The organism is Nocardia sp. NPDC041819 (assembly GCF_055590505.1).
This window is the reverse complement of record NZ_JBVJAP010000013.1, coordinates 171,677-197,915: the sequence shown is the minus strand read 5'-3', so window position 1 is coordinate 197,915 and position 26,239 is coordinate 171,677. Positions and strand designations below refer to the sequence as shown.

Sequence of the window (26,239 nt, the reverse complement as noted above, 5' to 3'; positions counted from 1 at the left end):
GCTCTGGGCCCTGCTGCGCGACGGCCGCGAATTCACCCTCACCGGACCAGCCCCCGCCACCGCCGCAGCTTGACAACTTCATTGAGAGTCCTTTCAGTGGGTTTTCGTTGTCTGTTCGCTTCGTGCGTCGGTCGCCACCGGCGTGAGCAAGTCGGCGATCGCCCGCGCCGCCGGGCGGGATTCCAGATGCAGCCTGCCGATGTTCACCTCGGGGGCGGCCAGGACGGTCAGCGACGTCCAGCCCGCCGCGTAGATGACCACGTGCCCGCTCGTGCCGTGCACCACCACCTCGCTGAACCCGCCGCCGTGCGCGGTGGTGGCCAGCCGGTGCGACAGCGACAGCTGCGAGGCGGCCATCGCCGCCATCCCGTTCGGCTCGATCTGCGCAGGTAGATCGTGGGCGACGAGTAGCCCGTCGTTGGATGCCACGAGCGCGCCGGTCAGCCGGGGGACGCGATCGCGCAGGGCCTTCAGCTCCAGAAGCACCGCCGCGTTCGGTTCGGGTCCGGACATCGCCACCTTGGTCAACCTTCCCATCACATTGCCGAGCAGTTTCTTCCGCGCGGTCACGCGAGCTCCTCCAAAGCCGCTTGCAGGCGGACGAGCAGATCCCGGTCCGGCGGTTCCGAACGCTCCGCGACGGGGACCGGCGCCGAGTGCCGCCCGCGGCGTCTCGGAAGCCGGCCCGGCTCGGCGCTCACGGCTGCGACCGCCACGGGCTCGTCGGTCACCGGTTCGGGTGCGACCGGCCGGGACGCCACCGGGACGGATGTTCCGGCGGGCGGCTCGATCAGCCCCGCGGCGGTCAGATCCCGCACCGCGACCAGACATCCATAGGTGGTGCGGCCCAGTTCGCGGCCGATCCCCGCGACACTGCGCCGCGCGTCCGCGGCGGCCAGCACCTCGGCCTGCCCCCCGGTGAGCACCAGCCGCCGCCGCCGCACCCGGCGCACCGGCACGACCGGGACCCGATCGACCAGATCCGCGGGCCACGGCCCGGACTCCGGATCGCCGCGCCGCGCGCACTCCTGCACGAGAGCACGCGGCGGAATGTGGCAGACCGGGGCCAGCCAGTGTGGTGGGGCCGGCCGGAACTCCGGGACGGCGGGCGAGGCCAGCAAGAAGTAGGCGGCGTCGAAAACCGACAGCATGGCGAGGGTTTCCAGCCGGGGCCGCCCCAGCACACGGCCGGGATCGCCCGCCCCCGCGCGCCGCCAGTCCTCGGCGGTCGCCACACCCGCCTCGACGACCAGCCGGTCCAGTCCCGTGGTGCGGCGGCAATCGGCGGAAACGATCGCGCCTTCGGCGAGGTGAAACGCACCGTCGCCCGCGCGCAGCACGCCGGTACGTCCTTCCTTCTCCAGCCGCCGCAATTCGACCGCGAGCTCAGGACTCATCGGTGCCCTCGGCCAATTCATCGAGAATTCCGCGCAGCCGATATCGCGCCATCGCGAGATTCCCGGAGTCCTCGTCGAACAGCACGTGGACGAAAAGCCGTCCGTCGAAATCGCCGTTCACCAGGTTCAGCAGGTGGTATCCGCGGGTTCCGCAGACGATGATCTCGGTGACGTCGTCACCGCCACCGCCGCTCGACAATGCCGGGCAGGCGAGCACCGCGCGCACCACATCCGTTGTGGCGGCGGCATCTTCGTGCTCGTCCAGCACCTCGTGCCTGCCGTCCGCGGCGATCGCCAGACCGCTCGCGCCGTCCACCAATGTCACACTGCGCGCACCGGGAATATCCATGATGCGTTTCAGACAACCGTCGATACCGATCACGCGCCACCACTTGTCATGTGAGGGGTTTACGGGTTCCAGACGCTACACACGCATACCGCACGCTGTACAGCTAATTGGGGAGAAATTTCCGGTAAAAAACATTTTCCCTGGCAGCGCGGAATAAATACCTTTCGGTATTCAATACCTATTGGTATTCAATACCCGTCGGTTTTCGATCTCGCCACGCCGACCCCGCCACAATAAATCCTCGATACGGCCGCTCGACTGCTCCGGTGCCACATACGCGACACGCCTGCGACTGTGCACGCACGGGCAGGCGTCACCGACACTGCACGCCTCCGCCTCCGTGCGCCGCGCACGGAGGCATGCCGTGCCGGGGAGACCGGCGCACCGGGCAGTCATCTCGTAGCAATGACAAGATCGGCGATACACCCGCTCGAAGGACCGGGCGGCTACACCAAACGAAATCAGCCTGCGGTGAGGCCGGTGGAGATCTTGACCACGACCTTGTCGTCGGTCACCTCCTGCACCGCGACGGTGCTTCCGTCGGCGGACCGGGTCTCTCCGACCGGGACCGTGACCTCCTGACCGCCCACCGACAGGGTGACCAGGTTGCCGTTCACGCCGATGAGTTTCGCTTCGATGCCCAGGATGCTCGCTTTGGCGTCCACACCACGGGCGAAGGTCACCGTGCAGCCGCTCAGGGCGCAATCGGTCTTCGTACCAGGGCCTTCCGTCGTGCAGGCGGCGACGCCGAGAGGAACCACCAAGGCGAAGAACGACACTGCGACGAGCCGACGAAAAGTCACCCGCTCAGTGTAGGGCCGGCCGTCCTCCCTGTCCGCAGCGTTGGTCGCGCCTCACGGCTTACCGCGCAGGTAATCGCTCACCACGGCGGCGCCGAGACCGTCCAGATCCGGCATCACCACGCGCCCGCCGCTGCGGCGGGCCATCAGGTCGACGAACGCGGCCAGACGCGGGTCCTCCCCGAGCATGAACACCGTCACCGACGCACCCAGCTTGGCCAAGGCGTCGACCTGAGCCATCGTCACGGCCAGCGTGCGCTGCGCGGGCGGCCAATCGAAGTACGTCTGGCCGTCCGGCTCCAGATGAGCGGTCGGCTCGCCGTCGGTGACGACGAGCACGATCGGCACCGCGTCCGGATGCCTGCGCAGGTGCCCCGCGGCGAGCAGCAGCGCGTGGTGCAGATTGGTGCCCTGCTCCCAGACGCCTTCCAGCGCGGTCAGTTCGCCGATGTCCACGGTCGTCGCGTGCCTGCCGAAGGTGATCACGCTCAGCGCGTCGGAGCGGAACCTGGTGGCGATCAAGTGGTGCAGCGCCAAGGCGGTGCGCTTCATCGGCACCCATCTCCCGTCCTGCACCATCGACCAGGACGTGTCCACGCACAGCGCGACGGCGGCCCTGGACCGCTGCTCGGTCTCCATGATCTCGACATCGGAAACGTCCAGCCGCACACTGCGTTTGCCCGTCGTCGCCGACCGCAGCACGCCATTGCGGACGGTCCGCGACACGTCCCACGGCTCGGTGTCGCCGAACCGCCAGGCCCGGGAACCGCCGGTCGGCTCACCCGCGCCACCCGCCAGGGCCGTGTCCCGCTCGCCGCGACGGGATCGCAAGCGTCCGACGACGTCACGCAGCGCCACCTCGCCGAGCCGGCGCAAAGCCTTGGGCGTCAGTCGCAGTGAGCCGTCCTGCGCCCGCTCGAAGATGCCTTGCCCGCGCAATTCGCGCTCCAGTTCGGCCAGCCGGGCGGCATCCACGCTCGCGTCCGCGCCGAGGTGGCGGGCCAGCGCGTCCAGGTCGATGTCCTCCAAACGCGCACCGGCATAGGACTGGCCGAGTTGCTCGGCGAGCGCGTCGAGTTCGGCGAGATCTTGCAGGGCTTGCGCGCCTTCGCCGAGGCCGAGCGGGTCGTCGCCGCGGAACCTCCGACCGGAGTTCCAGTCCTCGCCGGGACGTAGCGACCGCAGATGCGCGTCCAGCGCGGAGACCTGCTGGGCGATCCCCGGATCGCCGAACGCCTGGCCGATCAGCTCGGACAGCTCCGCGCGCTGCTGCTCGGACATCGAGTTCATCATGCGCTGCGCGGCGGCGGCGCGGGCGGCGAGCGCGTCGATCAGTTCCTCGGTGTCGCGCGGATTCTCCGGGAAGAATTCGCCGTGCTCGGCCATGAACTCGGCGAACCGCTGCTCGGTGTCCTCGCCCCTGGCGTGGGCGGCGAGCAGGTCGTTCAGGTCGGCCATCATCCGCCGGACCCGCTCCACGTCCTGCGGAGTGGTGTTCCGCAAAGCCTGTTTCATGCCCTGGAAGCGCGATTCCAGCAGCTCGCGGCCGAGCAGGTCACGGATCTTCTGATAGTTGTCGCGGCCGGTCTGCGACCGCCAGGGGTACTCGGCGAGCTCGGTGACGGCGGCGGCCGTGCTCGACGGTAGTGCGTCCAGCCGCGCTTCGGCGAACCTGGCGTCGTCGGACGGATCGGGGAACAGGGCGCCGCGCTCGGCTTCCAATGCCTCTTCGAGCAGTTCCCGGACCTGCTGCAGCGTGCCGTCCAGCCGGTGGCTCCTGGCGATCTCCGCGCGGCGCTGCCACAACCGGCGCGTCAGCTCCTCCAGCCCCGGCATGGTGCGGGTGCCGCGCCGCAACAGCTCTTGCAGGGCGTTGCGCGGCGAACTGCCCTCCATGACGTCGCGACCGATCCGGTCCAGCGCCTCCCGCAGGTCCAGCGGGGGCGCCAACGGATCGGGCCCCTCGTGATAGGGGCCGTAGGAGTAGCGGTCGGGGGTTGTCACGACGCCCCGCCGGGAACGACGGCGGTCATCGGCCGTACACCGCCGAGCCGTCGTCGGAGTCCTTCGCGATTTGACGGGCCAGGTACAGCGCCTCCAGCGCGATTTCGACGGCCGAGGCGATCCGCGGCGGCGGATCGGCCGCGTCGACGCCGAGCCGCTCGGCGACTTCGTGCAGCACAGGCAGTTCGGGCAGGGCCGAGAGGACTTCCTCCGCGGGGACGCGTTCGCCGGTGGTGACCAGATGCCCGTCGCCGACCGCCTCGGCCAGTGGCCGCAGATTCAGGCCGCCGAGCAACGCCCGCGCCGTCTCGGAGAACGAGCGGCGCAGCAGGTGGGTGAGATGTTCCTGCTCACGCCCCTCCTCACCGGATTCGAACTCCAGCTTGCCGCGCAACACCGCGGGAACGGACTCGAGGTCGACGGGCCGCGCCACCGCGGGACTCTCCCCCGTCACCGCCGACCTGCGCAGCGCCGCCGCCGCCACCGTCTCGGCCGCGGCAACGGCGAAGCGCGCGGACACCCCCGAGCGCTGGTCGATCGCGGACGACTCGCGCAGCTGCCGCACGAACCGAGCGAGCACCTCGATCAGCGGATCGCCCACCTCGGCCACCAGTTCGGCCTCCTGGCGCACCAGCGCCACCTCGGCCTCGACGCTGAGCGGATAGTGGGTGCGGATCTCCGCACCGAAACGGTCCTTCAGCGGTGTGATGATGCGGCCGCGGTTCGTGTAGTCCTCCGGGTTGGCGGTGGCCACGAGCAACACGTCCAGCGGCAGGCGCAGCGTATAGCCGCGGACCTGGATATCGCGTTCCTCCATCACGTTCAGCAGCGCGACCTGGATGCGTTCGGCGAGGTCGGGCAGCTCGTTGATCGCCACGATGCCGCGGTGCGCGCGCGGGACGAGACCGAAGTGAATCGTCTCGGGATCACCGAGACTGCGCCCCTCGGCCACCTTGACCGGGTCGACGTCACCGATCAGGTCGCCGACGGAGGTGTCGGGCGTGGCGAGCTTCTCGGCGTACCGCTCCGAGCGATGCCGCCACGCGACGGGCAGGTCGTCGCCGAGTTCCGTGGCCAGCCGCCGACCAGCCGGGCTGATCGGGTCGAGCGGGTGTTCGCCCAGCTCGGCCCCTGCGATCACGGGCGTCCATTCGTCCAGCAAGCCGACCAGGGAACGCAGCAGCCGGGTCTTGCCCTGGCCGCGCTCGCCGAGCAGCACGACGTCGTGCCCCGCCAGCAGCGCGCGTTCCAGCTGCGGCACCACCGTTCGGTCGAAACCGACGATGCCGGGCCAGGGGTCACCGCCGGAACTCAGCAGCGCGAGCAGGTTCTCGCGGATCTCGATCTTCACGCCACGCGGCAGATAGCCGGCCGAACGCAGGTCGCCCGCGGTGGTGGGCAGATGTGCGGGAACTTTCACGAATTCGACGCTACGTCCATTTCGCCATCCGGTCGACCGGGAAACAAGCGCGGGACGCCGGCCTGCCGGCACGCTGTCGGCCCGGCGACGAAGGAACGCGCCCCTTCGGTCTGCCCGGTTCGTGCACGGGCCCACGGTCACCCGAACCGGCGATCCCATCGGAGTCGGGACTCACACAGCAGAAAAGCCCCTGCGCTAGGGGCTTTTCTCGAGTCCGGGGATCGGCCGTCGACCGACCCGCAGGACCCGGCGAAGCTACTCGCGGCTCCGAAGAGACGAGCCGGACTATCGGGTAGTCAGCTGAGGTTCGCTGATCGCGCGCGGCGCTGTCGCGGCGGACATGTCCTCGGCGTCGTGCGCGATCGGTGACCCGTTCGCCGCCACGACCGAGGTGACCGGTTCCATCCGCGCCGGGCGATCCATGTCCTCCGCACCGGGTGCGTAGTGCTGGACCACGCCCGCGTCGAGCGGCTCCAGCGCACGGACATTCGATTCGGGGGGCGTCTCGGCAGTCTCCGAGTCGTGCTCCCCGTCGGCCCCGCTCGCCCTAACCGCCTCCGCCACATCGTCGGCGAACGACGCCTCTGCGATCTCCCCTGGCACGCCGTGCTCGTCGGCCGTCTCCGCGGTTTCCGCGGCGTTCGGTGCGGGCGCGGCAGCGGCGGGGTGCTCCACCGGTTGCTCACCGGGCTTGCTGAATCGAATCCGGTTGAGTGTCTGACGCACCGCCGCGGCCAATCGCGCGTCCAGCACGGCTTCGTCCGCAGTGGCATCGACAGGCGCTTCCGAACCGCCCTCCGCGACGGGAGACCGTTCGATCGCGGGGAACGGCGTCGTGGCCAGCCACAGCTCCGTGAGTTCCGGAGCGGGAGCGGGCGCTGAGATCTCGGCGGCGGGCTGCCCTGCTGCGACCGGAGAGCGTTGTTCGTGCTGCGTAGCGTCGGCGGGGCGCTGTCCGGCAACAGCCGCGCCCTCTGGAGCCGAGGCAGGCTGCGGTGCAGCGGCGGGTTGCTGAACCGCCGTGGGCTCCATGAGAATGCTGGGCAGGATCTGGTTTCCGGCTCCGCCGACCTGAGTGAGTGCCGCCAGGCGTTCCTGCAGATCTTCGTGGTCGGGCACGGCAGCGGTCGCTTGCTCGATCGCGCGGCCGTATCGCTCGGCGACGAGCCGGTGGGTGACGAGCGCGACACCGATCATGATCGGTGCGATCGCGTGGATGCCGATCCCGGCCATGTCGCCCGTCCGGAAGTACGGGAACGTGTTCAGCGCGATACTCGCCGTCAGCAAGACGCCTTCGACGGTGTAGACCTGCCACAGCCGATCGATCACCCCCCACTCGGCGGTATCCCCGGTGGACAGCATCAGCGCGACCAGTACCGCGCTGATCAAGGCTTCCAGGCCATACGACAGCCAGAACATCGGATTCGTCGCGCCGCCGGTCGGCGCGATGTTCTGCTGCACGGTGACCGCGGAGAACAGCATCGAGAACGCGACCACACCGGCGAGCAGCCCCAGCACCCGCGGCTTGCGCTGGTGCAGGCGAGCGACTTTCGCGTGCGGGCTGCTGCTGTGACGCTGTTCACCGATCGCCTGCGCGGCCCGCAGCAGATCGGCGGCCTCGCGTTCGGCCAACTCGGCGGCTGTGCGCCGCACGCGCTCCGCGGCATCGGCGGCCGCCTGGATACGCGCCCGCTTCTCGTGGCGTTCGTAGTCGCGCACGAGCTCGGCCAACTCGCGGGAGGCGGCCAGCTCACGCTCCGACAATGCTTCCAGCAGTGCCGGATCGTCCTGGTGGGCCAACCGCTCATGAGCGATCTGCACCCGGTCCGGCAGCGCACCGGCCACCAGGTCATCCACCGGCGGCGCACCCGTGGGCGCGTTGGTCGTGAAACGACGGAACATCAGCAAAGAACCTTTCCGACGATCGAGTGTTCCAGACGCAGCGCGCCATAGCTGCCTCGGCCGTCGACCACTACCGCCGAACCGGACGATCGACCCGGCCCAGACGGAAAAGATAACCCGTCATCGAAATCCGTTCGACCCGACGAGCAAACAGGACCGAATGGAGTACACCGCCGGGCAGCGGGACGAACCGCCCAGCACAGAACTCGGGCCACAACGCGGACCCGCTCTCGGAGTCCGTGTTCAGTAGCCTTTCGGCGAACGGTTCGGATCTGCCTGCTGGACCTTCGCTTGCAGGTCGTGGCCGTCCCGTGAGACACCGTACCGTTCCATGACATAGTTCATGCTGGCGGCGACATTGGCCACCGGGTCGTGAATGTTGCTGGAGGTTCCGGCCACGTGATAGCCCTGGAAGGTGCCGGGAATGGTCTGGGTAAGTCCCCTGGACGCCTTTCCGGCGGCGGCGTTGCTGTCCCAGTTGTTGACGGCGTTGGGGTTTCCGCCGGATTCTCGTTCGATCAGCACCTGGTAACCGCGCTTCCAGTACTCGCGGGCCGTCGGATCGGTGATGCCGAGCGCGTCGAGCGCGCCCTCGATGGCGGCGTCGACCGAGACATTGCCTTGATATCTGGCGTAATCGGCGGTTGTCGCGGCGGGCACGAAGCCCGGGCCGGGCGAGTAGCTGCGCTGCATGTAGTTGCTCGGAACGTAGTTGCTCGGCATGGGGTTGCTGCCCGCGGACGTCGGGGTGTACGTCGGGGCGGAGCCTGTGATGTCGTTCGCGTGGGTCTGGACTTTGTCGTTGGCTTTCTCGATCTCGTCGTTCACCTTGTCGACCGTCTTCAGTACGGCGTTCTCCACTCTCTTTTGGAGATCCGGGTCCACGAACTCCTTGCCCGGACTCGGCTTCGGAACGTCGCGCAGGACTGCTTGCAGATCTTCGACGTGTCGCTTGACCGCCGCGAAAGCGCCGCTGGAGATGTCGTAGGTGCCGTAGGCGGAGAGGTCGACACTCTCGTCCTGCTTGTGGATCTCGTTTTTGATGGTGTCGAATTCACGCACCCGGCTCGAGTAGCCCTCGGCCATGACGGACTTGTCCTCGTCGCCGGTGACGAGCTTGTCGTCGCGCAGCATCTTCAACAGATCCGGAGCTTGCGAGGGCGTACCGGTCGCCAGCAGATCCGCGGAGGTCTGGATACCCTCCTGCACCGCCGCGAGGAACTCCTTGAACCCGGGACGCATGCCGGCGGGCGGGTCGAGCTTCACCACCCAGCGCTCAGGACTCATCGCAGCACCCGATCCCGGGCCGGCCGCCGATCTGCGAACAACATCATCACCTCACGCCTGACAACCCGCATCAGGCCACACGCGGCCTGCCACTGCGACACTGCCGAGTATCGCGCAGCGCAGAAACGCCCATTCCCGGCTTTGGGGAGTAGAGGTCGGTTCATCTCGCCGATGCGGCGCCGCAACGAGATGCGAGAACCGGAGCGCATTTCGGCATCAGCCTGCCGCCACGAGTCTTCGCCTCTCGGTTCGCGTCGATCGACGGAGTCTCGCGCAGTCCGACGGCGGAGCGAGCGCTCACGGGCGTATGTGGTCCCCGAGGTAGTGCCCGGCGAGGATGTCGCCGAGACGGATGGTCTGCTCGATGAGACCCGGGATGTCTATCGCGACGGCGCCCGCCCGCCAGGCGCTGGTCAGCTCCACGAATCCGCCGACGGCCATCAGTGCCGTGCGATGGAACTCCTCGCGGTCCACGCCGGCGCGGAGATATGGTTCCAGGCCCGTCGCGAGCAAGTCCGCGGCGAGGAGTACCAGATCGTGGCGGCGGCGTTCCAATATCGCGCTGCCCGCGTGATCGCCGAAGAGAACCTGGCTGCGGCGGGGATCCTCCGCGAAGCCGAGGACCACCGCCTCGACCGCGCGATGCAGCACCTCCAGCGGCGGCGATTCACGCCGGTCACCGATCGCGGCGACCAGAGTGGCAGTCGTCTCGTCCCGCACGTGGTCCCAGGCAGCGGCGAGCAGTTCGTCCCGATCGGCGAAACTCTCGCGAAAATACCGATCATTCAAGCCGGCTCGGGCGCAGACGCTACGCAAGCTGACCGCCGCCCAGCCGCTGTCCGCCCAGACATCGATCGCGGCGTCGATCAGCCGTTCACGGCGGGCGGCGCGGCGCGCCTCGACGGTCCGGCCGCCCCAGGTCGATGGGCTGGTCATGACTCCATCTTGACAAGCCCACGCCCTGTGCGAGTCAATTGGTGACGGAACGTCACCAAATTGTGGCGAGCCGGATCGCTTCGAACCTTCGCAGCGCCGCGAAAGGACGCCACATGCACGCAGGAATTCGCCGCAGGCTCCAGGAGTACGCCGCCGACCTGGCGGATCACTATCCCGCCCGGACGACCGCGCTCGCCCAACCGCCGGCCGGAAGCAACCTACTGCCGGTGCTGGGAGATGCGGGGCCGCCGTTGATCGGACATTCACTGCGCGTCTACAGCGATCCGATCGCGTGGGGACGCAACGCCTTCGAGAAGTACGGCGAAGTGTCGTGGACGAACCTCTTCGGCCGCCGAGCGGTCAACGTGCTCGGCCCCGCAGCGCTGGAAGTCGTCTGGAGCAACAAGGACAAGGTCTTCTCCAGCGAGAGGGGGTGGGAGTACTGGATCGGGCCGTTCTTCCGGCGCGGCATCATGCTGCTGGACTTCGATGAGCACCTGCACCACAGGCGCATCATGCAGCAGGCCTTCACTCGGCCGCGGCTGATCAGCTACCTCGACCTGATGCGGCCGGGCATCGAGCGGGAACTCGGGTCCTGGCGCCCGGAGCCGGGATTCCTGTTGTACGACAACGTGAAACAGATGTTGCTCAACCTCGCGACCGAGGTCTTCGTGGGTGCGAAGCTCGGGCCGGAGGCCAAGCGGCTGGAGCACGCCTTCGAGCACACCGTGGTCGGCGGGCAGGCGTTGATCCGGGCATCGGTACCCGGCGGCACCTGGTCGCGCGGACTGCACGGCCGAGCGCTGCTCGAGCAGTACTTTCGCGCCCAGCTGCCCGCCAAACGCGCCGGCGACGGCTCCGACTTGTTCAGCGTGCTGTGCCACGCCACGAGCGACACCGGGGAGACCTTCACCGACGACGACGTCGTCAACCACATGATCTTCGTTCTGATGGCGGCACACGACACCAGCGCCGTCACGTTGTCCATGCTGACCTACCTGCTCGGCAAGAATCCGCACTGGCAGGAGCGGCTGCGCGCGGAAGCGATCGCGCTGGGCAAGGAGCATCTCGACTACGACGACTTGGAGCGGCTGCCGTCGCTGGACCTGGCATTCAAGGAAACACTGCGGATGTACGCGCCCGCGGGTGTGTTGATGCGTCAGGCGATCGCGGACACCGAAATCCTGGGTCGCTACGTTCCAGCCGGCACCGACATCATCATCGGCGCGTACCCCTCCATGCGATTGGCCCGGTGGTGGCCCCGCCCGGACGAGTTCGATCCGGAGCGCTTCGCCGAGCACCGCCGCGAGGACCGGATCCATCGGTATGCCTGGTCGCCGTTCGGCGGCGGCGCGCACAAGTGCATCGGCCTGCATTTCGGTGGCATGACCGTGAAGTCGATCATGCACCGGATGCTGCTGCGCTACGAGTGGAGCGTCCCCGTCGACTATCAGGTGCCACTGACCTGGGGCACCGGCCCCACCCCCGACGATGGCCTCCCGATCACCCTGCGGCATCGACAAGCACACATCTCGACGTTCTCGGCGGCGTGACGAACCGGCTCGGCGTCGACCGGAACCGCTGGGCGGGTCACGCGATGTAGGCCACCTTGGTGCTCACAGTCATCACCATCGGCGAGCCGGGCCGATCGCTCGGAGCCCGACCACGAGATACGCGCGGCCTTTTACACCCCGAGGCGCTCTCGCGGAACGCAGACAGATTCGTGGACGACGTCGCTGGGTGGGCAATCATGCTTTCCCGCGCTTGTGCAGGTGATCAAACGTTCAAACGCATCTCGGACCACGTTCCGTTGTCGACCAGCGTTCAGGTGGATTCACCCCCGGAACAAGGCACGCAAGTTCGAAGGATCAGCACAGGAGACGCTCTCCAGCTATTGATGGTCGAGGTCGCCCAGGGTCCGCGCCGACTGCAACGCCGCGACAGCTGCGTAGCGCTGTCGTTGCACCCACGCACTACCTCGCCCACTGCTCTGGCGACGAAGCTCCCCACGCAATGTCACGTGCCCCCTGCTCCGCCCCTCGGCATCAGGGCCGGTGAGGAGAAAGAGTTGGTATTCGTCTTCCTCCCAACCGAGAGCCCTTGCACCCTTGATAATTTCAGCGATGCGCCTGTCGTCTTCCTTGCCCGAGCCCATCCTCCGGCCGATCTCCTCACTCGTCCAAACGATCGGGTCGACTCGCTCGAGCACTTTTGGTACCTCGCGCTGCACCGCCCCATCCGCGTAGAACCCGATGTGGCTGATCTGCCGAAAGTATCTGCCCGTTTGGCAAACGTAGGCATTGTGCCGCTCATAGAACGGCCAAGCTTTGCGCGCGGGCACGATGACGGCGATAGATTCCGCCGCCGCCGGACGCTTGTTCAACAGATCCGTCACTCGGCACAGCCCGGTGACCCACCGCTCCAGATCGGAGTCGATCCACCGGAGTAGATCCATCGCTTGCTCGAATCGCTCCTCGAGCGGGAGATCGAAGATTGCCTGATGATGAGCGATGCGATTGCGCAGATTCTTCAGCGCCAGGACATTTCTATGTACAGTGTCGCGCGTGAAACCCGTTCTCTCCCTGTTCGGGAATGCGTGGACGAGGTACTTACGAAACAATTGCTCGTACTTCGGTCCGAAGACACCCTCCCAGAGGCCGAATGTCACAGACGAAAGAACTTTGTCGCGTGTGGCTCCGTTCGCCCTTGCACCCAGGTGTCGGCGCGCTGTTCGGAAGAATTCGAGGTCGTGTTCGGTCAAAAATGCCGAACTCGCGAACCACCACCCGAGCGAGAGGTCAACCCGGGCCGACTCCGGGACCTCTAGGGGCCGGAGAACCTTGTCAACCGCGTTTCGTAGGGCAACCTCGACATGGGATACCAGCTCGAAGAACGCAGCGGAGATAGCAACGTTCCACTCGTAGAGCTCGCGTGCCGCAGTCGAATCGTGGTTCGCGGCCACAAGGTACTCGTCGAACCGGCGTTGCGTGATCCACGCGGTCGGGTCTAGCATGCTCCCCCTCGATCACGATCGAATACAGCGCTACAATGGCTGCAGTGCCCCAGATCGGCCTCTGGTCCGTTGCAGATTATGCCGCTGGGGCGCCTTCATGTGGTACCCGTCGACCTGCTAGCTGCGATGCCCAGGGAAGTTGGTCAGTCGGGTGACCGGCGTGTGACTGCCGATGGCGGAGTGGGCTCGGTGGTGAGTGTAGAAGTGGAGCCAGCCGGGCAGGGCTTGGGTGCCATGCTCGGTCGATTCATAGAACCGTGCGAACGCCCAGTCGTCGGCGGGGGCGGCTGAGGAATTTGTGGCCACCACCGTCGGGGATGTTGGCGAACTCAGTGAACGTCCAGTACGTCCGCACGGTGATCGGCCGCTGCCGCTGGCCAACGCTCTGTAATAGCTCAGTGCCGGATGCGCCTTGGGCACTTGCTGCTCAGAGTCCGAGTACCTGACCAACCCTATTGGTCAGATCCTCCTCGGACACGGTGTCGACGTCGATGACGGGAAGTCCGAAGCGGGCGCTCTCCGTGCGGAGACGGTTGGTGAACAACCGATCACGTTCGAGCAGATTTCGTGCAGCACGTTCCGGATCACGGGTCTTGCCCGGGATCTCCCAGCCGCGCTTATCGAACGCTGCCCGGCGGAACGCGGGTGAGGGAAGCAACCACACACCGCGGCTGCGCTCGGTGAGCAGCGGAGCGACCAGATGCGGCAACAGGCGGAATCCCTCGGCGATGACACCGGTTTCGGAGGATGAACACAACAGGTCGTCGACGATGAAATGGAATCCTTCCCCTCGGTACCAGTGGAAGGTGTCGAGCATCGTCTCCGGTGACCGGTCCACCCAGCGTTCATCCATACTCATCGCCGCGAATCTGCTCAGCCAGGGTGAGTTCTCCCGTGTGCTGCGCGCGGCGTGGTCGCGCATGGCGTCGTCGGTCGAGTACACGCGCAAGCCGTGCCGTGCGGCGAGATTGCCCGCGATCGTCGATTTGCCGGCACCGCTGCCCCCACCGATCCAATAGACATGGCGCAGTCGTGCGCGCAGCGCGGCTGCGGTACGAGGCTGCTCGTGTTCGTCGGCACCCATTCGACCAAGCTATCCATCGACGCCGACGAAGCGCACACGGTGGACATAATCCGGCTACACCGATGACTTTCGGGTGAATCTGTCGTCAATTCCGGTGGGTATACCGACAGGAGTCAGGGATGACGAGACCGTTTCGATCGGGCATGGCCTCGGTGCGGGCGAACGGTGTGGATCTGGGCATCGAGAGCTTCGGCCGCGCGGACGATCCGCTGGTCCTGCTGGTCGGCGGCACGACGATGTTGTCCTGGCCCGACGCGCTGTGCGAGCGGCTCGCGTCGGGCGGACGGCGCGTGGTCCGCTACGACCTGCGCGACTCCGGCGCGTCGACGACTCTCGACCCGGAGAATCCGGCCTACGACCTGCGGGATCTCGCTGCCGACGCGGCCGCGCTGGTCGAGGTGCTCGGTGCTGGGACCGCCCATCTCGGTGGGGTCGGCGTCGGCGGGATGGTCGCTCAGGTCGCCGCGCTCGACCACCCGGAGGTGTTCTCCGCCGTGACCCTCGTCGGCACCCGGCCGGTGGCACCGGGTCCGGTCGACGAGGACCTGCCCGACCACGACCCCGCGGTCATGGCCGCGCTGTTCTCCCGCCCGCTGCCGGACTGGACCGACCGGGACGCTGTCGCGGCGTTCGCCGCCGAGGTGGCCGAGCCGATGGGCAACGATCGGGAGGAAGCGCGGGCGACGGCGGCCCGAATCTGGGACCGGACGCCGTCGAGCGATCCCGCGGTGCACCAGGCGAATCAGCTCGGAATGGTGTTCTCCCGGATCGATTGCGCGCCGCGCTGGCGGGGCCGGCTCGGTGAACTCGACGTGCCCACGCTCGTGGTGCACGGTCGCGCCGACCCGTTCTTCCCGGTCGGCAACGGCGAGGTCCTCGCCGCCGAGATCCCCGGGGCGCGACTGCTCGTCCTCGACGACATGGGTACCGCGCTGCGACACACCGCGGCCGACCAGGTCGCTACCGCCATGCTCGCCCTGTAACCGCCGGTTGGGAGGCATCCACCCCTCCCTTGCTGCGCCCTCACCGCCGGAGGGGCACTCTGACGAGGCAAGGCCAGGGATCGGCGAGAGAGAGCCCTCGGTCCCGACCTTCTATGGCTGAACGCAGGCGGTGAGAGAAAACTGAGCGGCGGCAGCCGACGGCGTGACCTGACCCCGCTGATTCCGTCCGGTCGGCGACAAGGTAGCAATTAGTTACACCTTGGGTCCCTGGTGTGCAGCGCCGCTCCGGACGATGGTTCACATATGAGTGGCATGAGTTCGACCACCCAGGCGTGGCGGGAGAAGTTCCGGACCAGGTTCATCTTGGCTTACGGAGTGCTCCTCGCGGGACTGAGCACGGCGGCCGTAGTCATCGTCGTTCCCCGACTCGCGTATGCGATGTCCGGCATGGATGTCTCGACCATGCTGATCTGGCTGGCGATTCCGGTCTTCATCGTCGCCGTCGCGGGGGAGTTCGTGTACCTCAGGCGTCACGACAAGCCGTACGACTACCGTGACTCAGCTACCTCCATCGCCGCCGGCCTGGGGTACCAACTCCTCAACATTCCATGGGCGCTGGCGGAACTCGCGATCTTCGCGTCTGTTTCCTCGCTGGTGCCGTGGCACCTCGAGGGTTGGGTCGCGTGGGCCGTCGCACTTGTCGGGGTGGACTTCGCCTACTACTGGTTTCACCGCGCGCATCACGAAATCCGGGTGTTTTGGTCGGTCCACGTCGTGCACCACTCGAGCGAGAGCTTCAACCTCACCACGGCACTGCGTACGCCTTGGCTGGTTGTCACGTCCCTACCGTTCCTTGTACCCCTGGCACTGTCGGGAATCGATGGCAGGATCATCGCCGCCTCCTACGCGATCAACCTGCTGTACCAGTTCGGCATCCACACCGAGGTTATCGACAAGCTATGGGCGCCTATCGAATTCGTGTTCAACACGCCGAGCCACCACCGCGTTCACCACGGTTCCAATACCGAATACCTCGACCGCAACTACGGTGGCGTGCTCATCATCTGGGACCGCGTTTTCGGCTCCTTCGAGCCGGAGGGCGAGCGGGCGGTCTACGGCCTCACCAACAACGTCAACACCTACAACATCGCAAAGATCAACGCCCGCGAGATAGTCGCGATCTGGCAGGACGTCAAGAACGCGGCGAAATTCTCCGACAAGCTCGGCTTCCTGTTCCGGGGCCCCGGTTGGCAGCCACAGCCGACCCAAACGACCAGCTCAGCCGACACCTCGGCGCGTCGCCACGCCTTGAACTGCTGAAATGCGCCTCGAGCAGGCGCTACTTGTTCTTCGACGGAGACGCTACTCCGCTGCGGAACTCGACCACGTCGCCGTCCGCCATGACGTAGTCCTTGCCTTCCATGCGCACCTTGCCCGCGGCTTTGGCTGCGGCCATGGAGCCCGCCTCGACCAGGTCGTCGAAGGCGACGACCTCTGCTTTGATGAAGCCGCGTTCGAAGTCGGTGTGGATGACGCCTGCGGCCTTGGGGGCGGTGTCGCCCTGGTGGATGGTCCAGGCGCGGGCTTCTTTCGGGCCCGCGGTCAGGTAGGTCTGGAGGCCGAGGGTGTGGAAGCCTGCGCGGGCCAGGGCGTGCAGGCCGGGCTCGGTCTGGCCGATGGATTCGAGGAGTTCGAGGGCGGATTCCTCGTCGAGTTCCAGCAGTTCGGCTTCCACCTTGGCATCGAGGAAGACCGCGTCGGCCGGGGCGACGGAGGCTTTCAGCTCGGCTACCTTCGCCTCGTCGGTGAGCACCGATTCGTCGGCGTTGAAAACGTAGAGGAAGGGCTTGGTGGTGAGCAGCGAGAGTTCTTTCAGCAGCTCGGTGTCCACCTTGTCCGCCGCGGCGAACAGGGTGGTGCCGCTGTCCAGGATCTCCTGAGCGGCCTTGGCGGCATCGGCGACCGGCTTGCGGTCCTTCTTGACCTTGGCTTCCTTCTCCAACCGCACGACCGCCTTCTCCAGGGTCTGCAAATCGGCGAGGATGAGTTCGGTCTCGATCACCTCGATGTCGGCGCTCGGGTCGACGCGGCCGTCGACGTGCACCACATCGTCGTCGGCGAACACCCGCACCACCTGGCAGATGGCGTCGGCCTCGCGAATGTTGGCGAGGAACTTGTTGCCCAAGCCCGCGCCCTCCGAGGCGCCCTTCACGATGCCGGCGATGTCGACGAACGACACGGTGGCAGGCACGATCCGCTCGGACGAGAAGATCTCCGCCAGCTTGTTCAGCCTCGGATCGGGCAACGGGACCACGCCGACGTTCGGCTCGATCGTCGCGAATGGGTAGTTCGCGGCGAGCACGTCGTTCTTGGTCAACGCGTTGAACAGCGTCGACTTCCCGACGTTCGGCAGGCCGACAATTCCGAGGGTGAGACTCACGAGGAGCAGAGTCTACCCTCCCCCTCGAGCGGCACATGGTGGCGAGGTCTTCTCGACCTTTGCCGCGGCCATGTGCCGCTCGCGGAGCCCGCGTCAGGGGATGAGGACGACTTTGCCGAGGTTGGCGCGATGCTCGACGGCGGCGTGGGCGGCGGCCGCTTCCTCGAGGGGGAATTCGGCGTGCACGGCGGGGCGTAGCTGGCCGGAGGCGAAGTACTGCCACAGCTCTTGGCGCCAGTGGTCGTACAGGTCGGGCTGCTTCTGCGCGATGCGCGCCATTTGGAAGCCGATGACGGATTTCGCGCCGACGAGCAGGTCGTATGCCTGGATGGCGCCGCCGCCGGAGCTGTAGGCGACCAGGCGGCCGCCGGGGGCCAAGGCCGCGAGCGCGGGCGTCAGGAGGTCGCCGCCGACCGCGTCGAGCACGTAGTCGGCGGGAGGTCCCCAGGTCTCTCGGCCGTACTCGACCACGTCGTCGGCTCCGAGCTGCTGGACGAAATCGGCCTTCGCGAGATCCGACACCGCGCCCACCACCCGCGCCGCGCCGCGCACCCGTGCGAGCTGGACGGCGAGATGACCGACACCGCTCGCGGCGGCGGTGATCAACGCGGACTCACCCTCCTGCGCGGACGCGGCATGGAGCGCACCGAGCGCCACCAAGCCGCTGCGCACCAGGGCGACCGCGTCTACCGCCGACGCTCCGTCGGGAATCGGCGACGCCATCGCCGCCGACAGCACCGCGTAGTCCGCGTAACCGTGCCCGAACACGAGGCCGGTCACGCGGTAGCCGGGCGCGTACCGCTCGACGCCCTCGCCGACCGCGACCACCTCGCCCGCGATCTCGCCGCCCAACGCGATAGGTTCGCGCTGCTCACGGACCTTCCGCACCACCGGCAGGGTCACCCCGACCGCCTCGACACGGACCAGCAGTTCCCCTGGTCCGGGCGTCGGCACCTCGGCCGAGACGAGCTCGAGCACCTCGGGACCACCGTTGCGCTCGTACTGCACCCGCCGCATCACACCTCCAGAAATCGTTAGAAGGAGTAACGGTAGCCGGATCACGAGGGGTGATCACAGTCCACTACACGCTGTAGTGGTACATCTCACCAGCGCCCGGAACCGGTGGAGAGCTGCCCGACACCGGGGACCGAGCACTGGCAGCAGGGCACATGGTCGCGGCGGTGGCCCGTGGTCCGCATTCGCTGCCCGACCATCCGGCGCTGCGATCGTCCGCGTGCCACAGCTCACCGACCACGCGGCAAAAGGCTCCCACCGCATCCGCATCACCCGCGACGGCTCGGCCACCTGCCTGCTCGACACGGCCACCGCCGAAACGGCGATCGGCGCACACGTCAACGTCGCGAACTGATCCGGGCCACATGTCGGTCCCCGGGCGTAGCGTGTCCCGTATGGAGCCGACCACGGAGGTGGTGACGGCGCGTCCGGCGCCCGTGCTCGCCGCGTTCATCGACCGCTATATCGGGTATCGCATGTCCGGGTTCGCGGCGGCGACCCATCGTGGGTTGCCTTCGCGGCACATGACTTTCATCGTCGGGATCGGCCCGACGATCGACGTCGTCGAGCAGACCGATCCGCGACAGTCTCCGCGGAACTACCGGTGCGTGTTGAGCGGCCTACAGGCGAGTACGGCGCTGATCGCGCACCACGGTCACCAGGAGGGCGTCGCCGTGGCGCTCACGCCACTCGGTTGCCGCACCTTGTTCGACATGCCCGCGGCGGCACTGTGGGACACGTCGGTCGAATTGTCCGACGTCGTGGGTCCTGTCGGTCTCGAGCTGTGGGAACGGTTGCAATCCGCGCCGAGCTGGCCGGAACGTTTCGCCGTCTGTGATCGGGTGCTCTGCGCGCTCGCCGATCCCGACCGCGCGGTGCGTCCGGAACTCACCTGGGCCTGGCGCGCCGTAGTCGGCTCCGGCGGCGCGATCGCGGTCGGCCCGCTGGCCGAGCAGATCGGGTGGAGCAGGCAGCATCTGACTCGCCGGTTCAATCGCGAGTTCGGTCTGAGTCCGAAGCTCGCGGCCCGGATCACGCGTTTCGAACGAGCCCGCCGCATGCTCGCGCACACGCCCTCCTACATCACCATCGCCCAGGTGGCGGCCGCGTGCGGTTATTACGACCAGGCCCATCTGGACCGCGACTTCGCCGACCTCGCCGGGACGAGCCCGACCGTCTGGCTCGCCGAGGAGGTTCCATCCGTCCAAGCCGCCGACGAGTCCGCCGGATGACGATTCAGCCATGACGAATCCGACAGAAACCAGCACCCGCACTGCCGTCTGGCCCACGCTGACCTTCCGCGATGCCCGCACCATGGCCACCTTCCTCGTCGAGGCGTTCGGCTTCCGGGAAGCCGCGCTCTACACCCGCGAGGACGACCCGTCGATCGTCGAGCACGCGGAACTGCGCTGGCCGCTGGGCGGCGGTGTCATGTTCGGCTCGGCAGGCAAGGACGACAGCCCGTTCGGCACCCGCCCGACCGGCACCGACTCTGTCTATCTGGTCTGCGAGGAGCCCGACGCCTTGTTCGCCCGCGCGACCGCCGCCGGCGCCGAAGTGGTCCGTGACCTGCGCGACGAGGACTACGGCTCGCGCGGCTTCACGGTCCGCGACCCGGAGGGCAACCTCTGGAGCTTCGGCACCTATTGGGGTGCTTGATCGGCGAGGCCGACGACGCCCGCCGCTACCCGACCGCGGGGCCTTGCCGAGGCCCCGCGGCAGCTGCGCCGTCGGCGGGCGAGGTCCTGCTCAACGCCCGCCGAGCCCCGACATCGCGATGCCGCGGATGAACGCGCGCTGGGCGATCGCGTAGATCACCAGCAGCGGAACCAGGATGACGATCGCGGCGGCCATGAGGATCGGCCACTGGGTGTGGTACTGGCCTTGCAGCCGGACCAGGCCCAGTGTCGCGGTGGCGACGTCCTCGCGCTGGATCATGACCAGCGGCCAGAGGAAGTCGTTCCACACGGTGATCCAGGTGAGCACGGCGAGCACCATCAGGGCCGGACGGGTGTGCGGCAGCAGGACCCGCCAGTAGACCTGCCAGGTGTTGCAGCCGTCGAGGATGGCGGCCTCCTCCAGTTCGTCGGGCAGCGTGCGGAAGAATTGCCGCATCAGATAGGTGCCGAACGCGCTGCCGAACAGGCCGGGAACGATCATTGCCCACGGGGTGTCCACCCAGCCGAACGCCCGCATCAGCAGGAACTGCGGGATCACCGTCACGGTCAGCGGCACCATCAGCGTCGCGAGGTAGGCGAGGAACAGCATGTCCCGACCGCGAAAACGCAGGCGCGCGAACGCGTAACCGGCCAGCGAGCAGAAGAAGACCTGCCCCGCCGTGACACACAGCGCGTAGACCGTGGTGTTGAGCAGCATCCGCCCCATCGGCAGCAGTTCGAAGACCTTCCCGTAGTTCGACCATTGCGGCCGCTGCGGAAGGAAGGCCGCGTCGGCGATCTCACCGTCCCGCTTCAGCGAACCCGACACCGCCCACAGGATCGGCAGCAGCGCGCACCACGCGATGCCCACCAGCACCGCGTATATCGCGCTCCCGCGCAGCAGCCGCCGCACGATCGCCCGGTCGACCCGGCCGAACGCGACGCTCGCGCGGTCGCGCCGGACCGGCAGTGCGCGCCGCACCACCTCGTAGGTGTTCACTGCTCCACCTCCGAACGCCGGGCCAGCCGCAGCTGCACCAGGGTCAGCAGGAACAGCATCGCGAAGATCACCCAGGCGAGCGCGGAGGCGTAACCGACCTCGTAGAAGCCGAACGCGTGCTGGAACAGCATGATCCCCAACAGGTACGTACCCGTCTCCGGTCCCCCGTTCCCGCCGGTCAGCGCGTAGGCCTGGTCGAATGCCTGCACCGAATTGATGATCGTGATGATGAAGACGAACGACAACGGCCCTCGGATCAGCGGCAGCGTGATCGCGAAGAACCGCCGCGGCGCACCGGCTCCGTCGATCTTCGCGGCCTCGTAGAGCGTCTCCGGCACGCCCTGCATGGCGGCGAGCAGGATGACCGTCGCGAACGGAACGCTCTTCCACACGGTGACGATGCTGAGCGAGACCAGCGCCCAGTCAGGGTCGGTAAGCCACGGCACCGCGCCGATGCCGAGCCCGCCCAGCGCCAGATTCAGCAGCCCGTCGTCGGTGAACAGGAACCGCCACACCACGGCCATGGCGACCGCCGAGGCGACCAACGGCAGAAACGCGATGGTGCGAAACAGGCCGATACCGGCCAGCTTTCGATTCAGTGCGGCGGCGACGACCAGTCCGATGATCACCGTCGGCACCAAGGTCGATACGGTGAAAACCGCCGTGTTGCGCAATGCGATGAGAAACAACGGGTCGGAACCGAACAGCCGCCGGTAGTTGTCCACACCGACAAAACGCATGGGGCTGAACAAGTCCCACGAATGAAAACTCAGATAGAGCGAAAATCCCAACGGGAACAACAAGAAAATCGCGACGGCCGCCACGTTGGGCGCGACGAATGCCCACCCGGCCCGTTCTCGACGCCGCGCCAACCGAGAGGCCACACCTCTTTTGCCCGATGTTTGCGACCTTTGCGCGCCGGTCACGGCGTGTCCAGCAGCGCGTCGACGTCGGAGGCGAAACGCCCGTCCAAGGACGCGGCGGTGGCGGCGCCGCGCAGTACCCGATTGGAGCCGCGTTCGAGCAGGGCGGACACCTTGCCCCACGCTGGCGTCACCGGCAGCGGACGGGAGCTGGCCGGGCCGTCGGTGAACACCTCGAGATTGCCGACCTCGCGGTGCGCGGCGGCGAAACCCGGTGAACTCATGGCCGATTTCAGCACCGGAACGAACAGCCCGGACGCGGCGATGATCGCCTGCCCCACCGGCCCGGTCGCGAACTTCACGAATTCCCAGGCCTGTTCGACGCGCGGACTGTCCGCGGCGATGGCCAGGCCGGTACTGCCGACGTCGGTGATGGCGCCGGGACCGCCGTGCGGGCCGACCGGCAGCACCGTGACGTCGATCGCGAGATCGTCGTGCCCGGCGAATTCGGAGTACAGCCAGTGGCCGCCGAGCGCCATCGCCGCCCGGCCACGCCGGAACAGGTCGGGCGCCGAAACCGAAAGCGTGTCGGCGGCTTTCGGCGCCACGCGGTGACGTACGGCGAGATCGGCGTAGAACTGGAAGCCTTCGGCGAAGCGCGGATCGCCGAGGTTGGTCCTGGTCGGGTCGACCGAGGGGGAGAACCATTCGGCGCCGTTGTTCATGCCGAAGCAGGCCGCCGAGAAGTACGGCACCCAGGCGTCGGCGAAACCCCACCGGGTCCGTCCGGACGAGTCGCGCCTGGTCAACGCCGTGGCTGCGGCCAGGAACTCGTCGAACGTCCAGGCGTCCCGCCAGCGTGCGGGCGGGGTGATCCCGGCCTCCTCGAACAGCGTCCGGTTGTAGTACAGGAACACGCCGGACCACTGTTCGGGCAGGGCGTACTGCCCGCCCCCGTAAGCGAAGGTGTCATACAGCGCCGGGTAGCTGTCTGCTTTCAGCTGGGCTGCGTAGCGGGGGTCGCGATCCAGCAGCGTGTTCAGATCCAGCAGGACGCCGCGCTCGGCCAGCCCGGAATAGAGCAGCTCCCACGCCATCAGCACGTCCGGGCACTTACCGCCCGCGCAGTAGGTGAGCATCTGCTGCAACGGATCCGGCCCCGACACGATGGTGCGAATCCGGATGCCGGGGTGCGATTTCCGGAACTCGTCGATGATCTTCAGCCGCACCCGCGCCTCTTCCGGCCTGGCCTGGAAGAAGAAGGTCAGCGCGTCGTCATCGGAACCGCAGCCGCCGCCGGCCAGCAGTGGCGCGGCCAGCGCCGACCCGAGCAGCGTCCGGCGACGGACCCGGGCGACGGGATTCGCACGCAACACAGCCCTCCTCCAGGGCGGATGTGGAGCTTCTCGAACCGCATGGCAGCATACGTTCGGCAATCACCTGGTGACGGCCGACACATGAACAATATTTCACGGTGCCCGCCCGGCGTCCGGAATCGGCACGACGGCGATCATCGATCGGATACGTTGTCACGTGTTTCAGCAAGATCCTGCGCGTTTTACAGGAGAGAAGGCAGATGGCGACAATCGAATATCTGCGGACCGATCCCGATCTGCCGCCCGTCGGCGTGGTCGACAAGTCCCCGATCACACCGGCCAAGAAATTGATCTTCGCCGGGATCGCCCTACTCGGCGCCATAGCCTGGGCGGTGCTCGCCATCTCGCGGGGCGAATCGGTGAACGCGGTGTGGATCGTGCTCGCGGCGGTGTCCACCTACATCATCGCGTATCGGTTCTACGCCAGGTTCATCGAACGCAAGATCGTCGAACCACGTGACGACCTGGCCACGCCCGCCGAGATCCTGGAGAACGGCAAGGACTACATGCCGATGGACCGGCGGGTGCTCTACGGGCACCATTTCGCCGCCATCGCGGGCGCGGGTCCGCTGGTCGGGCCGGTGCTGGCCGCGCAGATGGGCTACCTGCCGGGGACCATCTGGATCGTGGTCGGCGTGGTACTGGCCGGCGCGGTGCAGGACTACCTGGTGCTGTGGGTCTCGATGAAGCGGCGCGGGCGCAGCCTCGGGCAGATGGCCAGGGACGAGCTAGGGGTGATCGGCGGCTGGTCGGCCATCGTCGGCGTGCTGGTGATCATGATGATCCTGCTGGCGGTGCTCGCTCTGGTGGTCGTCAACGCGCTCGCGCACAGCCCGTGGGGCGTCTTCTCGATCGGCATGACCATTCCGATCGCGCTGTTCATGGGCGTGTACCTGCGGTTCCTGCGGCCGGGCAAGGTCGGCGAGGTCTCCGTGATCGGATTCGCGCTGCTGCTGCTGGCCATCGTGAGCGGCGGTTGGGTGTCGGAAACCGACTGGGGCGCGGACTGGTTCACCCTCTCGCCGGTGACCATCTCGTGGCTGCTGATCGCCTACGGCTTCGTCGCCTCGGTGCTTCCGGTGTGGCTGCTGCTCGCGCCGCGCGACTACCTGTCGACGTTCATGAAGGTCGGCACCATCGGGCTGCTCGCGGTGGGCATCCTCGTCACGCTGCCGGTGCTGCACGCGCCCGCGGTCTCGTCGTTCGCGTCCACCGGCACCGGGCCCGCTTTCGCGGGCTCGCTGTTCCCGTTCCTGTTCATCACCATCGCCTGCGGCGCGCTGAGCGGGTTCCACGCACTGGTCTCCTCCGGCACCACGCCGAAGCTGCTGGAGAAGGAATCGCACGCCCGGATGATCGGCTACGGCGGCATGCTGATGGAGTCGTTCGTCGCGGTCATGGCCATCATCACCGCCTCGATCATCGACCAGCACCTGTACTTCGCGATGAACGCGCCGCTCGGCCTCACCGGCGGCACCGCGGAGAAGGCCGCGGCCTACACCAACAGCCTCGGGCTCAGCGGTCCCGCGGTCACTCCGGCGCAGCTGAGCCAGGCGGCGAGCGACGTCGGCGAATCGTCGATCATCTCTCGCACGGGCGGCGCGCCGACGCTGGCGGTCGGCATCTCGGAGGTGTTCCACCAGTTCCTCGGCGGCGCGAGCATGAAGTCGTTCTGGTACCACTTCGCGATCATGTTCGAGGCGCTGTTCATCCTCACCACGATCGACGCGGGCACCCGGGTGGCGCGGTTCATGCTCTCGGACGCGCTGGGCAACTTCGGCGGGGCGGCGAAGAAGTTCCGTGATCCGTCCTGGCGGGTGGGCGCGTGGCTGTGCTCCGCCATCGTGGTCGCGGCATGGGGTTCGATCCTGCTGATGGGCGTCACCGACCCGCTGGGCGGCATCAACACGCTGTTCCCGCTGTTCGGCATCGCCAACCAGTTGCTCGCGGCCATCGCGTTGACCGTGGTGCTGGTGATCGTGGTGAAGAAGGGCCTCACGAAATGGGCCTGGGTGCCTGGTATTCCGCTGGTCTGGGACCTGCTGGTGACCATGACGGCATCGTGGCAGAAGATCTTCTCCGCCGATCCGAAGCTCGGCTACTGGAAGCAGCACAGCATCTGCCAGGCCGCGCAGGACGCCGGGAAGTTGTGCCTGACGGCGAAGACGCAGGACGACATGACCGCGATCGTGCGCAACACCTTCATCCAGGGCACGTTGTCGATCGTGTTCGCGGTGCTGGTGCTGATCGTCGCGGTGGTCGGCGGGTTGGTCGCCTACCGCGCCTGGCGCTCCGGCGAGACGAAGACCACCGAGACGCCGGAGGAGCCGTCGAAGATCTTCGCGCCCAGCGGTTTCGTCGCCACGGCGGCGGAGAAGGAAGTGCAGAAGCAGTGGGACGAGTTGATCGCGACCGGAAAGGTGCGCGCTCCCGGCGCGGCACACGTCCACGCGCGATGAGCGACTCGGCCACCCAGGGCGCCGACCGGTCCGGGCGACCGGTCGGCGCCCGGTTGCGCGCCGCGGCTCGCGCCTGCCGCGACGGCGTTCGGGCGGCCATCTGGTGGTTCGACTCGATCCTGGGCGGGCAGGATTACCAGCGCTACGTCGAGCACCTGCGGCGCAGGCACCCGGGATGCGCCATTCCGACCGAGCGGGAGTACTGGCGGCAGCGGCATGCCGAGGCGGATCGCAATCCGGCCAATCGCTGCTGCTGACCGGCAGAATTTCGGCGCGCGCCGCGACACCCCGGT

The 26,239-nt window shown here is 67.5% G+C and carries 24 protein-coding genes and 1 pseudogene; 8 read left to right on the top strand and 17 right to left on the bottom strand.

The window, feature by feature from the left end:
• Positions 1-93: 93 nt before the first annotated feature.
• From ACZ6DL_RS29830 to ACZ6DL_RS29790, 9 genes are all read right to left on the bottom strand, one after another.
• Positions 94-570 (bottom strand): roadblock/LC7 domain-containing protein, encoded by a 477-nt coding sequence (locus ACZ6DL_RS29830; RefSeq protein ID WP_245549078.1) that lies wholly within the window; start codon positions 568-570, stop codon positions 94-96.
• On the bottom strand, positions 567-1,397 hold the full coding sequence (locus ACZ6DL_RS29825; protein ID WP_466056064.1) for a hypothetical protein: 831 nt from the start codon (positions 1,395-1,397) through the stop codon (positions 567-569). Before ACZ6DL_RS29825 ends, ACZ6DL_RS29830 begins: the two co-directional genes overlap by 4 nt.
• On the bottom strand, positions 1,387-1,746 hold the full coding sequence (locus tag ACZ6DL_RS29820) for a roadblock/LC7 domain-containing protein (protein ID WP_466056062.1): 360 nt from the start codon (positions 1,744-1,746) through the stop codon (positions 1,387-1,389). The genes ACZ6DL_RS29825 and ACZ6DL_RS29820 overlap by 11 nt, the downstream gene beginning before the upstream one ends.
• A 461-nt stretch (positions 1,747-2,207) precedes the next feature.
• The gene (locus ACZ6DL_RS29815) at positions 2,208-2,549 is read right to left on the bottom strand and encodes a hypothetical protein (protein WP_357957422.1); all 342 of its coding nucleotides are present in this window, start codon (positions 2,547-2,549) and stop codon (positions 2,208-2,210) included.
• Between the two features lie 51 nt (positions 2,550-2,600).
• A complete protein-coding gene (locus tag ACZ6DL_RS29810; RefSeq protein WP_466056060.1) occupies positions 2,601-4,550 on the bottom strand; it encodes a vWA domain-containing protein in 1,950 nt (649 codons plus the stop codon).
• Between the two features lie 25 nt (positions 4,551-4,575).
• On the bottom strand, positions 4,576-5,970 hold the full coding sequence (locus ACZ6DL_RS29805) for an ATP-binding protein (RefSeq protein WP_466056058.1): 1,395 nt from the start codon (positions 5,968-5,970) through the stop codon (positions 4,576-4,578).
• A 285-nt stretch (positions 5,971-6,255) separates the two neighbouring features.
• Complete coding sequence (locus tag ACZ6DL_RS29800) at positions 6,256-7,872, bottom strand: hypothetical protein (protein ID WP_466056056.1); 1,617 nt, start codon at positions 7,870-7,872, stop codon at positions 6,256-6,258.
• A gap of 243 nt (positions 7,873-8,115) precedes the next feature.
• Positions 8,116-9,159, bottom strand: a complete 1,044-nt coding sequence (locus ACZ6DL_RS29795) for a transglycosylase SLT domain-containing protein (RefSeq protein ID WP_466056054.1) — start codon at positions 9,157-9,159, stop codon at positions 8,116-8,118.
• 297 nt (positions 9,160-9,456) lie between these two features.
• Entirely contained in the window at positions 9,457-10,095 is a 639-nt protein-coding gene (locus ACZ6DL_RS29790) for a TetR/AcrR family transcriptional regulator (RefSeq protein WP_466056052.1), read from the bottom strand.
• Between the two features lie 113 nt (positions 10,096-10,208).
• Here ACZ6DL_RS29790 and ACZ6DL_RS29785 point away from each other — a divergent pair, with 113 nt between their 5' ends.
• The gene (locus tag ACZ6DL_RS29785; protein ID WP_466056051.1) at positions 10,209-11,648 is read left to right on the top strand and encodes a cytochrome P450; all 1,440 of its coding nucleotides are present in this window, start codon (positions 10,209-10,211) and stop codon (positions 11,646-11,648) included.
• Positions 11,649-11,986: 338 nt separating this feature from the next.
• Here ACZ6DL_RS29785 and ACZ6DL_RS29780 read toward each other — a convergent pair whose 3' ends face one another.
• From ACZ6DL_RS29780 to ACZ6DL_RS29770, 3 genes and pseudogenes are all read right to left on the bottom strand, one after another.
• Positions 11,987-13,108, bottom strand: coding sequence for a hypothetical protein (locus ACZ6DL_RS29780; RefSeq protein ID WP_466056049.1), 1,122 nt, complete (start codon positions 13,106-13,108; stop codon positions 11,987-11,989).
• A 117-nt stretch (positions 13,109-13,225) separates the two neighbouring features.
• A pseudogene (locus tag ACZ6DL_RS29775) lies at positions 13,226-13,387 on the bottom strand (IS481 family transposase); the annotation flags it as partial.
• A 148-nt stretch (positions 13,388-13,535) separates the two neighbouring features.
• Complete coding sequence (locus ACZ6DL_RS29770) at positions 13,536-14,192, bottom strand: AAA family ATPase (protein WP_466056047.1); 657 nt, start codon at positions 14,190-14,192, stop codon at positions 13,536-13,538.
• A 119-nt stretch (positions 14,193-14,311) separates the two neighbouring features.
• Here ACZ6DL_RS29770 and ACZ6DL_RS29765 point away from each other — a divergent pair, with 119 nt between their 5' ends.
• Both ACZ6DL_RS29765 and ACZ6DL_RS29760 read left to right on the top strand, forming a co-directional pair.
• On the top strand, positions 14,312-15,175 hold the full coding sequence (locus tag ACZ6DL_RS29765) for an alpha/beta fold hydrolase (RefSeq protein ID WP_466056046.1): 864 nt from the start codon (positions 14,312-14,314) through the stop codon (positions 15,173-15,175).
• Between the two features lie 408 nt (positions 15,176-15,583).
• A complete protein-coding gene (locus ACZ6DL_RS29760) occupies positions 15,584-16,456 on the top strand; it encodes a sterol desaturase family protein (RefSeq protein WP_466056045.1) in 873 nt (290 codons plus the stop codon).
• A gap of 19 nt (positions 16,457-16,475) precedes the next feature.
• On the opposite strand, the gene ychF is transcribed toward ACZ6DL_RS29760, so the two are convergent.
• Entirely contained in the window at positions 16,476-17,576 is a 1,101-nt protein-coding gene (gene ychF / locus ACZ6DL_RS29755) for a redox-regulated ATPase YchF (RefSeq protein ID WP_466056043.1), read from the bottom strand.
• Between the two features lie 93 nt (positions 17,577-17,669).
• Positions 17,670-18,593: a quinone oxidoreductase family protein gene (locus ACZ6DL_RS29750; protein ID WP_466056041.1), complete on the bottom strand. Its 924-nt coding sequence runs from the start codon at positions 18,591-18,593 to the stop codon at positions 17,670-17,672.
• Between the two features lie 217 nt (positions 18,594-18,810).
• Between ACZ6DL_RS29750 and ACZ6DL_RS29745 the strand changes: the two genes are divergently transcribed.
• From ACZ6DL_RS29745 to ACZ6DL_RS29735, 3 genes are read left to right on the top strand one after another with little or no spacing between them, the layout of a single operon-like run.
• Positions 18,811-18,945: a hypothetical protein gene (locus tag ACZ6DL_RS29745; protein ID WP_466056039.1), complete on the top strand. Its 135-nt coding sequence runs from the start codon at positions 18,811-18,813 to the stop codon at positions 18,943-18,945.
• A 40-nt stretch (positions 18,946-18,985) separates the two neighbouring features.
• Positions 18,986-19,822 carry an AraC family transcriptional regulator gene (locus ACZ6DL_RS29740; protein WP_466056037.1) on the top strand — a complete coding sequence of 279 codons (837 nt, stop codon included), beginning with the start codon at positions 18,986-18,988 and terminating at the stop codon, positions 19,820-19,822.
• Between the two features lie 10 nt (positions 19,823-19,832).
• Positions 19,833-20,249, top strand: a complete 417-nt coding sequence (locus ACZ6DL_RS29735; RefSeq protein WP_466056036.1) for a VOC family protein — start codon at positions 19,833-19,835, stop codon at positions 20,247-20,249.
• A gap of 90 nt (positions 20,250-20,339) precedes the next feature.
• On the opposite strand, the gene ACZ6DL_RS29730 is transcribed toward ACZ6DL_RS29735, so the two are convergent.
• The 3 genes from ACZ6DL_RS29730 to ACZ6DL_RS29720 are packed head-to-tail and all read right to left on the bottom strand — an operon-like array spanning position 20,340 to position 23,484.
• Entirely contained in the window at positions 20,340-21,218 is an 879-nt protein-coding gene (locus ACZ6DL_RS29730) for a carbohydrate ABC transporter permease (RefSeq protein WP_466056090.1), read from the bottom strand.
• A 26-nt stretch (positions 21,219-21,244) separates the two neighbouring features.
• Entirely contained in the window at positions 21,245-22,120 is an 876-nt protein-coding gene (locus tag ACZ6DL_RS29725) for a carbohydrate ABC transporter permease (RefSeq protein WP_466056034.1), read from the bottom strand.
• Positions 22,121-22,170: 50 nt separating this feature from the next.
• Complete coding sequence (locus tag ACZ6DL_RS29720; RefSeq protein WP_466056032.1) at positions 22,171-23,484, bottom strand: ABC transporter substrate-binding protein; 1,314 nt, start codon at positions 23,482-23,484, stop codon at positions 22,171-22,173.
• A gap of 203 nt (positions 23,485-23,687) precedes the next feature.
• Between ACZ6DL_RS29720 and ACZ6DL_RS29715 the strand changes: the two genes are divergently transcribed.
• Together ACZ6DL_RS29715 and ACZ6DL_RS29710 are read left to right on the top strand one after the other, a co-directional pair.
• Positions 23,688-25,946 carry a carbon starvation CstA family protein gene (locus tag ACZ6DL_RS29715; protein WP_466056030.1) on the top strand — a complete coding sequence of 753 codons (2,259 nt, stop codon included), beginning with the start codon at positions 23,688-23,690 and terminating at the stop codon, positions 25,944-25,946.
• 53 nt (positions 25,947-25,999) lie between these two features.
• A complete protein-coding gene (locus ACZ6DL_RS29710; protein ID WP_063051221.1) occupies positions 26,000-26,203 on the top strand; it encodes a YbdD/YjiX family protein in 204 nt (67 codons plus the stop codon).
• The last annotated feature ends 36 nt before the right edge of the window (positions 26,204-26,239 follow it).

Bases quoted from the DNA above. Each gene is read 5' to 3' on its own strand.
- ACZ6DL_RS29735 (WP_466056036.1), top strand. From the start codon at position 19,833: ATGACGAATCCGACAGAAACCAGCACCCGCACTGCCGTCTGGCCCACG.
- ACZ6DL_RS29750 (WP_466056041.1), bottom strand. From the start codon at position 18,593: ATGCGGCGGGTGCAGTACGAGCGCAACGGTGGTCCCGAGGTGCTCGAG.
- ACZ6DL_RS29800 (WP_466056056.1), bottom strand. From the start codon at position 7,872: ATGTTCCGTCGTTTCACGACCAACGCGCCCACGGGTGCGCCGCCGGTG.
- ACZ6DL_RS29795 (WP_466056054.1), bottom strand. From the start codon at position 9,159: ATGAGTCCTGAGCGCTGGGTGGTGAAGCTCGACCCGCCCGCCGGCATG.
- ACZ6DL_RS29820 (WP_466056062.1), bottom strand. From the start codon at position 1,746: ATGGATATTCCCGGTGCGCGCAGTGTGACATTGGTGGACGGCGCGAGC.
- ACZ6DL_RS29765 (WP_466056046.1), top strand. From the start codon at position 14,312: ATGACGAGACCGTTTCGATCGGGCATGGCCTCGGTGCGGGCGAACGGT.
- ACZ6DL_RS29740 (WP_466056037.1), top strand. From the start codon at position 18,986: ATGGAGCCGACCACGGAGGTGGTGACGGCGCGTCCGGCGCCCGTGCTC.
- ACZ6DL_RS29770 (WP_466056047.1), bottom strand. From the start codon at position 14,192: ATGGGTGCCGACGAACACGAGCAGCCTCGTACCGCAGCCGCGCTGCGC.
- ACZ6DL_RS29760 (WP_466056045.1), top strand. From the start codon at position 15,584: ATGGATGTCTCGACCATGCTGATCTGGCTGGCGATTCCGGTCTTCATC.
- ACZ6DL_RS29780 (WP_466056049.1), bottom strand. From the start codon at position 13,108: ATGCTAGACCCGACCGCGTGGATCACGCAACGCCGGTTCGACGAGTAC.
- ACZ6DL_RS29825 (WP_466056064.1), bottom strand. From the start codon at position 1,397: ATGAGTCCTGAGCTCGCGGTCGAATTGCGGCGGCTGGAGAAGGAAGGA.
- ACZ6DL_RS29785 (WP_466056051.1), top strand. From the start codon at position 10,209: ATGCACGCAGGAATTCGCCGCAGGCTCCAGGAGTACGCCGCCGACCTG.
- ACZ6DL_RS29715 (WP_466056030.1), top strand. From the start codon at position 23,688: ATGGCGACAATCGAATATCTGCGGACCGATCCCGATCTGCCGCCCGTC.
- ACZ6DL_RS29790 (WP_466056052.1), bottom strand. From the start codon at position 10,095: ATGACCAGCCCATCGACCTGGGGCGGCCGGACCGTCGAGGCGCGCCGC.